This window comes from Nocardiopsis sp. RV163 (assembly GCF_001029525.1).
Classification (GTDB): Bacteria; Actinomycetota; Actinomycetes; order Streptosporangiales; family Streptosporangiaceae; genus Nocardiopsis; species Nocardiopsis dassonvillei.
Genome location: NZ_LEKI01000166.1, coordinates 1 through 12,419, shown reverse-complemented (window position 1 = coordinate 12,419; position 12,419 = coordinate 1). Strand labels below are relative to the sequence as shown.

Sequence of the window (12,419 nt, the reverse complement as noted above, 5' to 3'; positions counted from 1 at the left end):
GGGGAGGACCCTGCGGCGTGGGGGGAGGACGCGGCGGAGTCGGCGGCGGAGGGCTCCCGGGCGGCGCGGGCCAGCTCCTCCTGGCGTTCGGCCTCCTGGGTCTGGCGCTGGCGTTCCTTCCAGGCGCGCCAGCGGGTGTGCTCGGGGAGGTCGCAGTACTGCGGCGGGCGGCCGGGCGAGGAGGCGCGGGGCACGGGCCGGTCGCAGCCGGGGAAGTTGCAGGTGTTGGAGTCGGAGGCCACGGGGTGAGCGTAGCGGTTCGCCCCCGCGCGGCGCGGAAGGTGTGTCGGGCAGGGTGCGAAACCCCCTCCCCGTCCCGGAGAGGCCGGGGAGGGGGTTCGGTTCCCGCGGTGCTAGTCGTGCGCGCCGAAGGCGTCCACGCGGCAGACCATCGTGGTCACGAAGGGGCGGAAGCCCTCCTCCTCCAGGAAGCGGATGTCCTCCGAGGCGGTGGCCAGAGCGGAGAACTCGATGTCGCGCACGCCCATGCCCGCGAGCTGGCGGCGCACCTCCTCCAGCAGCTTGGATCCCACGCCGCTTCCGGTGTACTCGGGGTCGACGGCGAAGGTCTGCACCACCGCCCCCCGCGCGCCGCGGTCCCAGCTGCCCTGGGCGTTCTCGCGGATGGTGACCATCGCGTACCCGGCCAGGTCGCCGTCGCGCTCGGCGAGGATCGCCAGGGTCTCGGGGTCGGCGAGCCAGGCCCTGTACTGGGCGCGGCGGCGCCTCCAGGACTCGTCCAGGCTCACGGGGCCGATGATGTCCGCCAGGTGCGGGGCCGTCAGGGTGTGCTGCTGGTGGAGGGCGCCCCACAGGTCCGCGAGTTCCTCCACCTCGTGAGCTCCCAGGTAGCGGAAGCTGAGCACACCGACGTCGGACTGTCGAGGTTTGGTCATCAGCGAATTTTGCATATTTTTCTCACCCGTTTCACCAGCATTGGGTGCTGATCCCCCCGGGGCTCGCCCCTGTTTGAGCTGTGGCACCGACTGTACGTGTCCGTATCGACCGGAACGTGCCCGACACGGAGAAAGAGGCGTCGGAGATTTTCAAAAGAGAAGAAGAGCGTTTTTTCTTTAGGTGTTGAGTCCGCTGACGATGTGCAGGGAATCACGCCCCTAACCTGCGCAACGTGTACGAAACCACCCTGAAATCTGTGTGCGCTGCCATAAGTTGGAAATCATGATCGACGTTCGGCGGCTACAGCTCCTCCAGGCACTGGACCGCCACCACACGGTGGCGGCGACCGCGGAGGCGCTCAACGTCACCCCGTCGGCGGTCTCCCAACAGCTCGCCGCCCTGGCCAGGGAGGCCGGGGTCCCCCTCGTCGAACGCAACGGCCGCCGCTTCCTGCTCACCGGCGCCGCCCGGGTCCTGCTCAAGCGCGCGCACGTCATCTTCGCGGAGATGGAGCGCGCCACCGCCGACCTGGCCGAGTACGCCGGGGGCGACCGCGGCGTGGTCCGGATCGGCGCCTTCTCCACCGGGATCAGCGACCTCATCGCCCCGGCCCTGTCGCACCTGCGCACGAGCCACCCGGACTGGTCCTTCCAGGTCGTCCAGGCCGAACCCGAGCACAGCGCCGAGATGGTGCGCTCGGGCCGCCTGGACATGGCCCTGACCATGTCCACCGGTCACATGCCCGCCAGCGGCGACCCGGACTTTCGCGTAGACCCTGTCATGGTCGAGTTGTTCGACGCGATCCTGCCCTACCAGCACCCGCTGGCCGCCCGCACCAGCCTCCACCTGGCCGAGGACCTCGCCGACGAGGACTGGATCCTGTCCGCGCCCGGCACCGCCTGGCACGAGTGCGTGTCCGGCGCCGCCCACCAGGTGGGCTTCCAGCCCCGCGTGGCACACACCGTGGACGACTTCAGCGCGGTGTTCTCCCTGGTGCAGGCGGGACTGGGCGTCGCCCTGATGCCGCGCCTGGCCTGGACCGGACTGAGCACGCCGCGGATCGTGGTGCGGGGGGTGCGCCAGAGCGCCCGACGGCACATCGTCGCCCTCTCCCGCGCGGGCGCCTCGCCCGAACCCCTGCTCACCGCCATGCGCGAGGCCGCCAGCAAGGTCCCCGTGCCGTCGGTGGGGCCCTTCGCCATCGCGGGCTGAGGCGCCGCCCCGCCCGGACGCCCGACCGGGCCCCGGCCTACCCGGCCAGCACGTCCGCGGCCGACTCGCGCAGGTACTCCGCCACCAGGCGGATGGGCTTCCACGCCCATCCGCCGGTGCGGCCCGCCAGGTGGACGCGGCGTACCCCGCCCAGTTCGCCCAGGGGCGAGTGGGCCACCCCGCGCCGGGTCACCGCCGACAGCCTCGGCACCACGCCCACCCCCAAGCCCTCCGCCGCCAGTTGCTCGAACAGCTCCAGGTTGTCGATCCTGTGGACGACGCGCGGCGTGAACCCGGCCTCGGCGCACATGCGCTGCACCAGAGCCTCCTCGTCGCGCCGGTAGGGGCTGACGATCCACGCCGCGTCCGCCAGCTCCCGCAGCCGCCGCCGGGTCAGGGTGCGGCTGTCGGCGCCCTCCGAGGGCTGGGCGAGCAGCAGGTCCTCGCTTCCGACCGGGTGCACCGTCAGCGTCCCCGGAAAATCCCGGGGCAGCAGACTGTACTGGTACACCACGCCCAGGTCCGCCCGCCCGTCCTGGAGCAGCTCCAGCGCGTGCTCGGACTCGTGCTCGGTCAGGTGGACGTCGATCCCGGGGTGGTCGCGCCGCAGACGGCGCAGCGCGGGCAGTACCAGGGGCGCCGCCGTGGTGTACATCACCAGGTCGACGCGGCCGACCGGCTCGCCCTCGCCGTCGAACTCCGCCCGCGCCGCCTCCACCCGCGCCAGGATGCCCACCGCGTGCTCGGCCAGCCGCCGCCCGGCCGGGGTCAGGCGCACCCGCCGCCCGTCCGGAGCGATAAGCGGCACGCCCGCCTCCCGCTCAAGGACGGCGAAGTGCTTGGAGACCGCCGACGTGCTCATGCCCGTGACCTCGGACACCGCGGCCATCGTGCCGAGCCGTTCCAGTTCGACCAGCAGGCGCAACCGGGTGAAGTCCATCCGCAGAGGCTACCCAACCGTCCACCGGAACTACACGATCCATCAACCAGTGGTCCGTGGACAGAAACGAACCGCGTCGGTGCAATGGTCGGGTGATCCGCTCTCTCGTTCCCTCGCTCCGCCGTGCCCGCTTCGGGGTCCCGGCTCCCCTCATGCTGCTCATCGGCATGTTCACCCTGCACACCGGCAGCGCGCTGGCCGTCACGGCCTTCGCCCAGGCCAGCCCCGCCACCGTCACCTGGCTCCGGCTGAGCTGGGCCGCGCTCCTGCTGCTGGCCCTGGGCGGCCGCTCCCTGTGGCGGGCGGTGCGCGCGGCTTCGCGGCGCGAACTGGGCGCGGTGGTGATCCTGGGCACGGCGAGCGCGGGGATGATGCTGTTCTACTCCGAGGCCACGGCGCGGATCGAGCTCGGCACCGCCACCTCCATCGAGTTCCTCGGCACCCTCGTGGTGGCCGTGGCCGCCATGCGCCGACGCCGCGAACTCGTGTGGATCCTCGCCGCGGTCGCGGGCGTGCTCTGCCTGACCCGCCCCTGGCAGGGCGAACTCGACCTGGTCGGGGTCGGCTTCGCCCTGGCCGGCGCGGTCTGCGTCGTGGGCTACATCGTGCTGACCCAGCGGGTGGGCGCCGGTTTCGGCGCGGTGCACGGCCTGGCCCTGACCATGACCGTGGGAGCGGCGGTCAGCGCGCCGCTGGGCGCTCCCGGCCTGGTCGCCGACTTCGACCTCGACCTGGTGCTGTTCACCCTGCTCATCGCACTGCTGTTCCCGATGGTGCCCTTCCTGCTGGAGATGGTGGCCCTCCAGCGGATGAGCCGCACCGCCTACAGCACCTTCTCCAGCCTGGAACCGGCGGTCGCCCTGGTGATGGGCCTGGTGGTCATCGGCCAGGCGCCCGCCCCGGTCCAGGTCGCCGGCATGGTGCTGGTGGTGGTCGCGGGCGCCGGGGCGGCCCGGGGCGACGGCTCCCGGAGGCCCGCCGTGCCCGACCGTGCGGCGGCCACCGCCGCCGACCCGCACCGGCCCGGGGAGGAGGCCCGGCCGGAGGAGGTCGGCGCGGCGTCGGGCCGGGCGGCCTGAGGGGCCGCGGTCACTCGGCGTCGGGGGCGTGGACGTGGACTCCCGAGGCGATCTCGCGCAGCGCCCGGACGTGCTGGTCGAAGGCGGCCCGCCCCTCAGCGGTCAGGGACAGGGATGTGCGGGTGCGCCGCCCCACCGCGGCCTTGTGCACCTTCACGTAGCCCGCGTTCTCCAATACCGTGACCTGCTTGGACAGCACCGAGTCGGAGACCTCGACGGTGTCGCGCACGAAGCGGAACTCCGCGCGGTCAACGGCGGCCAGCGCCGCCGCGACCGAGAAGCGGACGGGTGAGTGGATCACCTCGTCCAGCCTGCCGCGGGGGTGCTCCATCAGGCGCTCCGGCTTCGGCGCAGGGACACGTAGGCCGCCACCAGGGGCGGTGCCGCGCAGGCCAGTGCGGCGGGCACCCACCAGGCGGGCTCCCCGGGGAAGGCGTACATGCCGACGAGGAGGGCGACCGCGTACAGCACGCCCCACACGCCCATCGTCCACAGGTGCAGGGACGCGTACCCCCGCGGCTGCACCGGCTGGCGCACGGCGAACACCGTCATCACCGCCATGGCGGCCCCGAACCCGGCGGTGGACGCGGCGATGGCCCAGGGGGAGGGGAACAGGCCCACCGCCAGCACCAGGGTCAGCGTCGCGACGCCGAACACAGCGCCGTAGACCGCGTACCACCCGCCCCGGGAGCGCGTCCGCGTCCCCACCGTCTCCGCCCGCTCCAGCGCGTCCAGCGCCTCGTTCCTGCGCATGCCGTTCTCCGTTCGCTCAACCTTTTGTCAGCATGGCATCCACTTTCCAAGTTGGCAAGTGATTGCCTAGCCGGAAGGTGAGGCCGGGCGCACGGGCAAGCCCCGTCCCACAAGCGACATCCGTCACCCGCGCCTCTTCGCCGCACCGGTACGGAGCGTCTCCGGAATGCACTAGCTTGGTGCGAACCATGGCCGCGAAATCTGATCTCGAACTCCTCCGCGCCTACGAACCGGTGCTCATGTGCACCAAGGGGGAGCTCTTCTTCCCCACCGACGTGGACGCCTACGTACGCAACTGCAGCCTGTGGATCGAGGAACCGGGCGGCGGCGAGCGCCGCCTGGTCCCGGCCGGTGAACTCACCCTCGACCGCCTCGGCCGGGCCGAGGAGGAGTGGCCCGGACGCCACAAGCACCTGCGCTTCGTCCAGGAGGAGACCCTGCGCGAGGAGGCCCGCCGCTACAAGGGCGTGGCCCGCACCGTCATCCCCAAGAGCGGCCGTCTGGCCGCCGTCGGCGTCCTGGGCCGAGTCCTGGACATCCTGATGAAGCTCTCCCTGCTCATCCGCGGTGCCGTCCCCGGCGGCCTCACCTTCGCCGCGGTGACCCGCTACCGCGAGCGCGTCGACAACGGCGGCGTCACCTACTACGGCCGCGTCACCCGCGAGGGCGGCTACACCGTCCTCCAGTACTGGTTCTTCTACGCGATGAACGACTGGCGGACCATCTACGGCGGCGTCAACGACCACGAGGCCGACTGGGAGCGCGTCACCGTCTACGTCGTGGACAACCCCGACGGCACCACCCGCCCCGTCTGGGTGGGCGCCTCCTCGCACGAGTACCACGGCGACGACCTGCGCCGCAGCTGGGAGGACGCCGACCTGCACCGGGACGGCGACCACCCCATCGTCTACGTCGGCGCGGGGTCGCACTCCCACCAGATGCTGCCCGGCGACTACCTGATCCAGGTCGACCCCTCCTTCCTGCGCGGCCCCATGCGCGCCTGGCGGTGGATCACCCACCGCATCTTCCGCGCCGACAGCGTCCTGAACCGGCACGGCATCGGCGTCCCCTTCGTCGACTACGCCCGCGGCGACGGCATGCGCCTGGGCCCCGGCGGCGACCGCGAGTGGTCGGCCGTCCTCATCGACGACGACACCCCCTGGCTGGCGGGGTTCCGCGGCCTGTGGGGACGCGACACCGGCGACTTCTTCGACGGCGAGCGCGCCCCCAGCGGCCCGCGCTACGAACGCGACGGCACCATCCGCCGCTCATGGGCCGACCCGCTGGCGTGGGTGGGCCTGCAGAAGGTCGCCCCCACCGAACCGGCCGCCCGCGCCGAACTGCGCGCGCACGTGCGCGCCCTGGACGAGCGGCTGCGCACCCTGGACGCCGACGTCATCAGCCGCCGCGACCGCCTGCGCCAGCTCCACTCGGCCCGCATCGTCCTGGAGCGCGAGGCCCACTCGCGGCCCCGCGCCCGCGAGTACGCCGAACGCATCGCCTCCCTGGAGGTGGAGCTGGGCGAGGTCTACGAGACCCGCGTGCTGACCGCCGACGAGCGCGACACCCACCTGCGCGCCCTGGCCGCGGACACCCCCCTGGTGCCCTCGCCCACCGGGCACCTGAAGGCCCCGCACCTGCCCTACTCCTCGGGGACGCAGCGCTCCACCCGCTTCCTGCACCTGTGGGTGGCACTGAGCACCCCGCTCCTGCTGATCTCGCTCGCGCTGCCCATGTTCGTCCTGAACGGCCAGTACACCTTCTACGCGATGATCGGCGTGGTCGTGGCCTTCGCCGCCGTCGACTCCGTGGCCCGCCGCAAGTTCGTCCAGTACCTCATCGGGCTGGCGGTCATCGCGGTGGTCGTCGGACTCGTCGTGGGGGTCGTGGCCGCGTTCGTGGTCAACTGGCGCATCGCCGTCACCGTCCCCGTCGCGGTGATCGTGGTGCTGCTGCTCGTGGTCAACGTCCGAGAGCTCCTGCGCCGCTGACCGCCCCGTCCGCCCCGCGCTGGCGCCCGCCGCCGGGGCGGGGCAGCATGGGGGACATGAGCGACGCGCTGTTCGACCGACCGCCCGCCCAGGTGGGGCCCGGCGCCGTGCACGTGCCCGGTTGGCTGGACCCCGAGGAGCAGGCCGACCTGGTCCGGCGCTGCCGGGACTGGGCGCGCGGGCCCGCCGGGATGCGCCGCCACGCCATGCCGCGCGGCGGGGTGATGAGCGTGCGGACGGTCAGCCTGGGGTGGCACTGGTCGCCGGGGCCCAATCCCCACGCCGAGCGGCGGGGCTCCGGGCCCTCCCGGCACCGGCAGGCCTACTCCTACGCGCGGCTCCTGCCCGACGGCACACCCGTCCAGCCCTTCCCCGACCTGCTCGGCGCCCTTGCCGGGCGGGCCGTGGAGGCCGCCTACGGCGCCCCGCCCGGCCCGGACGCCGACCCCTACGACGTCGCCCTCGTCAACTTCTACGACGCCGACGCGCGCATGGGCATGCACCAGGACCGCGACGAACTCTCCGGCGAACCCGTGGTCTCCCTCAGCCTCGGCGACACCTGCGTGTTCCGTTTCGGCAACACCGAGACCCGCAACCGCCCCCACACCGACGTCGAACTGCGCAGCGGGGACCTGTTCGTCTTCGGCGGCCCCTCCCGCATGGCCTACCACGGCGTCCCCCGCACCAGGCCCGGTACCGCGCCGCCCGGCCTGGGCCTGGACGGGCGGCTCAACATCACGGTCCGCGCCTCGGGGCTGCGCGGCTGAGGCCCCCGTCCGGGTCCGACCCGACTGCCGCCGCCCCATTCGGGGCAGTCCCTCCTGAGAGCGTTCGCCCGAAGGTCCGGTGCCGGCGGGACAGCGCTGCGTTCGACCACGCACGGGAGGGGAGACACCACGCATGAGCGACTCCGCGCCGGAACGCATCATGGACCTGGGCCGCAGGAGGGCCGCGCTGCCCGAGCGCGGCTCGCCCGGCCCGGTCCGCGCGGTCCTCTACCGCGACGGGCGCCGCGAGCGCGAGACCGCCACCGTCGCCGAGGCCCGCAGCGCCGCCGAGAGCGACCCCGGCCTCATGGCCTGGATCAGCATGACCGCCCCCCACCGCGACCAGCTCACCGAGGTCGCACGCCTCTTCGGCCTGCCCTCCCTGGCCCTGGAGGACGCCATCGTCGCCCACCAGCGCCCCAAGGCCGAGGTCTACCGGGGTGTGCTCTTCCTAGTGCTGCGCCCGGCCCGCTACGACACCGTGCGCGAGTCGGTCGAGGTGGACGAGCTCCACCTCTTCGCCGGACGGGACTTCGTGGTCACCATCGGCCACACCGATTGCGTGGACTTCGAGAGCGTCCGCGACTTGCTGGAGGCGGAGCCCCGCGTCCTGGCACACGGCACCCTGGCCGTGGTGCACGCCGTCCTGGACCTGGTCGTGGACGGCTACGCGCCCGTCGTCTCCGAACTCCAGGACGACATCGACGAGGTGGAGAACCAGGTCTTCGGCGGCGACTCCCGGGCCTCGCGGCGCACCTACAGCCTCGCCCGCGAGGTCATCCTGCTCTCCCGCGCCGTGGAACCCCTCGGAACCGTCCTGGACAGGCTCATGGGTCCGCTGACCCACGACTCCGAACGCCCCGAACGCCCCGAGCGCCCCGAACACACCGGCCCCCCGGACACGCGGCCGTTCGCCGACGCCCTCGCCGAGCCTGAGGGCGTCCGACCCCCGACGCGCCGACGGGGCTTCGCCTCGGCCGACCCCTTCCGCATCCCCGCCGAAGGGCGGGGCGAGCTGCACCACCGCCTGCGCGACGTCGCCGACCACGTCGCCGCCGTGCGCGAGCGCGTGGACGGCTTCCGCCAGCTTCTGCAGAACATCATGTCGGTCAACAGCGCCCTCATCGACCAGGCGCAGAACGAGGCCATGAAGAAGGTCTCCTCCTGGGGCGGCATCCTGGTCGTGCCCACCCTCATCTCCTCCGTCTACGGCATGAACATCTCCCCGGGAGGCGACTACCACTGGGCGTTCAGCTGGCCGCTGACCCTGGCCCTCATGGCGCTGTCGAGCCTGAGCCTCTACGTTGTCTTTCGTCGCAACGGTTGGCTCTGAGGGCCTGTTGACGGAGGTGGGGATGACGGGGGACGGATCCGCCGAACGCGAGGTGCTGCGGCTCATGACCGGACCGTGGGTGGCCCGGGCGGTGGCCACCGCGGTCGAACTGGGCGTGCTCGACCGCCTCGCCAGGGGCGCCGCCGACGCCGCGGCCCTGGCCGCCGGACTGCACCTGCGCCCCGACCGCCTGGAACGCCTGCTGCGCCTGCTCGCGGCCGTGGGGGTCGTGGAGCACCGCGACGGGCGCTACCGGCCGACGGAGGTCGGCGCCGCCCTGCGCCGGGACCACCCCTCGGGCATGGCCGACCTGGCGCTGCTCTACGACAGCGACATGTTCACCGCCGCGTGGGCGCGCCTGGACGAGAGCGTGCGCACCGGCGGCACCGCCTTCGAGGCCGCCCACGGCACCGACGTGTTCACCCACCTGGAGCGCCACCCCGACGACGCGGCGCGCTACACGGCCGGGATGGCCGCGAGCGGCCGCTTCTCCACCGCCCTCCCCGACGTCCACGACTTCACCGGCGCCCGCACGGTGGTCGACCTCGGGGGAGGGGACGGCGAACTCCTGGCCGCCGTCCTGGCCCGGGCTCCGCACGCCCGGGGGGTGCTGGTGGAGCGCCCGCCCGCGCTGGCCGCCGCCCGTGCCCGCCTCGGCGCGTACGTCGATGCGGGGCGCTGCGAGCTGGTGGAGGGCGACTTCCTGCGGGGCGTGCCCCGGGGCGCCGACGCCTACCTGCTCAGCCGGGTCCTGCACAACTGGTCCGACCAGGACGCCCGCACCGTGCTGCGCCACTGCCGCGAGGCGATGGCCCCCGGCGGGCTGGTGCTGATCGCCGAGCGCGTCCTGCCCGACGAGGGGGCCGCCTGGCTCACGGCCGTCCTGGACGCGCACATGATGGTGATGACCACCGGGGCCGAGCGCACCGAGCGAGAGTACGAGGCGCTGCTGCGCTCGGCCGGGCTGACCACCCGGGGAATCCGCGACCTGCCGCTGGAGATGCGCCTGCTCGTGGCCGGACCGGTGCACGGCCGAGCCTGACCCGCACCGCCCCTCACATGCGCCAGGGCAGGTTCAGCCACGGGCTCCGCGGATCTCCGGCCAACACCGCGTGCGCCCGCGCCGAGTCGGTGTAGTAGGGGCCGAACGCGCCTTCGTCGAAGGCCATCGCCCGCCCCAGCACGAACCCGGCGGACATCTCCTGCCACGACCCGTGGTAGCGCATGGACTGCGCGCCCGCCCGCAGGATGTGCGCGTGCGCCGCGCGCTCGTCGGCGTATCCGGCGTTGACGCCCCACCGCGCGAGGTTGACCGCCCGCCCGAAGTCGTAGGCGCGCGCCGTGCGCACCGGTGTGCCCGGGGGCAGCACCCCGTCCCGCACCATGCGCTCCTCGTACTCCCAGACCTGAGCGGCCGCCGCCACGAGATCCTCGTACAGGCCCGGTGCGGCGCCCTGCTCCTGGCACCAGCGCACGATCAGGTCCGGCCAGATGCCCGCGTCGAAGGGCCACCCGGGGGCCTGCGCCATGGCCCGGGCGCGCAGGTCCAGCACGATCGACAACGCCGTCGCGGGGCGCGCGTCGTCGGTCAGCAGGCGCAGCGTCCCGTCCCAGCCCGCGTGGTCGGTGACGCCCCAGGAGTCGCGCAGCTTGTCCCGCTCGTCCTGGGCGTCGCAGCACGAGCACGAGGAGTGCACCGCGTTCCACACCCCGCCGTTGGCCGTGGGCATGTGCGCGCCGGAGGCCAGCGCGTGTGCCATCGGGCCCTGGAAGAAGCCCTGCGGGTCGCTGCGGAGCTTGATCCGCGCGGAGAACAGTCCCATGTCCCCTCGTGTCCTCAATCGTCTTCGTTGCTGAGCAGGCGGTAGATCCGTCCCGCCTCGTTCTCGGCCGTGACGGCGTGCTCCTCGGAGGCCAGCAGCGACTCGCGCCACCTCTCGGCGGCCTCGGCGACCTGGACGTCCAGCCGCCGCACGGTCGCCTCGGCGGTGTTCCGGGCCTCGGCGCGCCTGGAGCGGTCGACCACCAGCGCGACCCCGGCTCCCGCCGAGGCGGCCGCGCACAGGAACCAGACCAGGCCGCTGCCCGACGTCAGCCCCAGCAGCGCCAGAAGGCACGCCGTGGCGAGGAGGCCCCACGCGTAGGTCCGGGCGGAGCCGGTGTCGTGCCAGCGCCCGCGCAGCCGGGTGCGGGCGCGCTCCAGCTCCCGGGGTTCGGCGCCGTGGGAGGAGACCGTCACCCGAACGCCCTGCGCCTGGAGGGTCGTGGAGTCCTCCACCGGCGCGGCGGCCTCGCGCATCAGCTCCTCGGCGAGCTCGGCCACGGTCGGGCGCTGCAGGGCCAGGGCGAAGGTGCGGCGGTGGGGCGGCGCGTCCTGGCGGACCAAATCGTCGCCGAGCAGGGCGGCGACGGTGCCCACGGGGTCGGTCCACCGCTGCGGCGGCCCGCCCTCGCCGCTGCTCTCGATGACCGCGCGCAGTTCGCGGGCGCGGGTCAGTAGGGGGGCCTCCTCGGGGCTGCCCTCCTCCACGAGCAGGCGCAGGGTGTCGTCGAGGAACGCGGCGCTGACCTCGTCGGGGGCGAGCACGGAGGGGGAGGCGTCATCCCCGTCGAGCGCGACGACGCGGGCGACGCCCTCGCGCAGAGCGGTGATGCGCCGCGCGGCCCCGGCGCGCCCGGCCAGACCGCCGGACGCCTTCCCGCCGGAGGCCGGGGAGGGGGAGGCGCCGGAGGCGTCCCCTGTCAGGGCGTACAGACCCGCGGAGGCCGGGACGCCGACCCCTGCCTCGGACCAGGCGCGCAGCGTGGACAGCAGCAGGTGCCGCCGGGCGTCGTCGCCGAAGGAGCCGTCGGCGGTCAGCAGCCACAGGGCGCGCTGGCCCCGGGTCACCTCCTCGTCGGGGTAGGGCAGGCGCGGGAGCAGCCCGGCGGTCGCGGCGGCGTCCGTGGCGCGGGCGTGGTCCGCACTGGTCAGGGCGGTGGCCAGCGCCGCGAAGTGGCCCGCGCGCTCCGCGTCGCGCCGGGCGGCCTCGTCGAAGCGGCGGCGGGCGGCGGCGGTGTCGCCCTCCAGCAGCGCGTGCAGGCCGAAAGCGGCCGGGACCAGCCAGTAGCCGGGGACGTCCTCCAGGTCCAGGCTGGGGAGGGGCACGCCGTCCAGCATCTGGAGGGTGCGGTGGCGGGCCAGGGCGGCTCCGTCGAACATCGCCAGGACGGCGCGCACGTCGCTGAGCTCGATGAAGGCGTCCAGGGAGGCCGAGACGCGGTCCAGCCTCTGTTCGAGGGTGCCCCGGACCCGGGACAGCTCCGAGCGCATCCTGCGGCGTTCGGCGGCCATCTGGTAGTGGGCCGAACCCAGACTCTCCTCCAGTTCCCGGATCTTCCGGTTCTGGGAGTAGTCGATCCAGTCGCTCATGGGGTCCTTTCTCGCGCGGGGGGAGGCGGGGGCGG

The 12,419-nt window shown here is 73.6% G+C and carries 12 protein-coding genes and 1 pseudogene; 6 read left to right on the top strand and 7 right to left on the bottom strand.

The genetic code is table 11. The features are described from left to right. Together ABD54_RS22295 and ABD54_RS22290 are read right to left on the bottom strand one after the other, a co-directional pair. A pseudogene (locus ABD54_RS22295) lies at positions 1-242 on the bottom strand (hypothetical protein); the annotation flags it as partial. Positions 243-353: 111 nt separating this feature from the next. Then, the gene (locus tag ABD54_RS22290) at positions 354-896 is read right to left on the bottom strand and encodes a GNAT family N-acetyltransferase (protein ID WP_047871484.1); all 543 of its coding nucleotides are present in this window, start codon (positions 894-896) and stop codon (positions 354-356) included. Positions 897-1,179: 283 nt separating this feature from the next. On the opposite strand from ABD54_RS22290, the gene ABD54_RS22285 reads away from it, so the two are divergent. Continuing rightward, entirely contained in the window at positions 1,180-2,109 is a 930-nt protein-coding gene (locus ABD54_RS22285; RefSeq protein WP_047871483.1) for a LysR family transcriptional regulator, read from the top strand. A gap of 37 nt (positions 2,110-2,146) precedes the next feature. On the opposite strand, the gene ABD54_RS22280 is transcribed toward ABD54_RS22285, so the two are convergent. After that, a complete protein-coding gene (locus ABD54_RS22280; RefSeq protein WP_047871482.1) occupies positions 2,147-3,049 on the bottom strand; it encodes a LysR family transcriptional regulator in 903 nt (300 codons plus the stop codon). A gap of 92 nt (positions 3,050-3,141) precedes the next feature. Between ABD54_RS22280 and ABD54_RS22275 the strand changes: the two genes are divergently transcribed. After that, the gene (locus ABD54_RS22275) at positions 3,142-4,128 is read left to right on the top strand and encodes a DMT family transporter (protein WP_047871481.1); all 987 of its coding nucleotides are present in this window, start codon (positions 3,142-3,144) and stop codon (positions 4,126-4,128) included. 10 nt (positions 4,129-4,138) lie between these two features. On the opposite strand, the gene ABD54_RS22270 is transcribed toward ABD54_RS22275, so the two are convergent. After that, positions 4,139-4,459: a transcriptional regulator gene (locus ABD54_RS22270; RefSeq protein ID WP_047871480.1), complete on the bottom strand. Its 321-nt coding sequence runs from the start codon at positions 4,457-4,459 to the stop codon at positions 4,139-4,141. Continuing rightward, positions 4,459-4,881 (bottom strand): hypothetical protein, encoded by a 423-nt coding sequence (locus tag ABD54_RS22265; protein ID WP_047871479.1) that lies wholly within the window; start codon positions 4,879-4,881, stop codon positions 4,459-4,461. The genes ABD54_RS22270 and ABD54_RS22265 overlap by 1 nt, the downstream gene beginning before the upstream one ends. 188 nt (positions 4,882-5,069) lie before the next feature. Here ABD54_RS22265 and ABD54_RS22260 point away from each other — a divergent pair, with 188 nt between their 5' ends. From ABD54_RS22260 to ABD54_RS22245, 4 genes are all read left to right on the top strand, one after another. After that, positions 5,070-6,872 carry a hypothetical protein gene (locus ABD54_RS22260; protein WP_047871478.1) on the top strand — a complete coding sequence of 601 codons (1,803 nt, stop codon included), beginning with the start codon at positions 5,070-5,072 and terminating at the stop codon, positions 6,870-6,872. Positions 6,873-6,928: 56 nt separating this feature from the next. Then, the gene (locus ABD54_RS22255) at positions 6,929-7,639 is read left to right on the top strand and encodes an alpha-ketoglutarate-dependent dioxygenase AlkB (protein WP_047871486.1); all 711 of its coding nucleotides are present in this window, start codon (positions 6,929-6,931) and stop codon (positions 7,637-7,639) included. 133 nt (positions 7,640-7,772) lie between these two features. After that, positions 7,773-8,972 carry a magnesium and cobalt transport protein CorA gene (locus ABD54_RS22250; protein ID WP_047871477.1) on the top strand — a complete coding sequence of 400 codons (1,200 nt, stop codon included), beginning with the start codon at positions 7,773-7,775 and terminating at the stop codon, positions 8,970-8,972. A 22-nt stretch (positions 8,973-8,994) separates the two neighbouring features. Then, positions 8,995-10,014, top strand: a complete 1,020-nt coding sequence (locus tag ABD54_RS22245) for a methyltransferase (protein ID WP_047871476.1) — start codon at positions 8,995-8,997, stop codon at positions 10,012-10,014. 13 nt (positions 10,015-10,027) lie between these two features. Here the strand turns inward: ABD54_RS22245 and ABD54_RS22240 are convergent, their stop codons facing one another. Together ABD54_RS22240 and ABD54_RS22235 are read right to left on the bottom strand one after the other, a co-directional pair. Then, the gene (locus ABD54_RS22240; protein ID WP_047871475.1) at positions 10,028-10,795 is read right to left on the bottom strand and encodes a DUF1266 domain-containing protein; all 768 of its coding nucleotides are present in this window, start codon (positions 10,793-10,795) and stop codon (positions 10,028-10,030) included. A 14-nt stretch (positions 10,796-10,809) separates the two neighbouring features. After that, complete coding sequence (locus tag ABD54_RS22235) at positions 10,810-12,384, bottom strand: hypothetical protein (protein ID WP_047871474.1); 1,575 nt, start codon at positions 12,382-12,384, stop codon at positions 10,810-10,812. Positions 12,385-12,419: the final 35 nt, after the last annotated feature.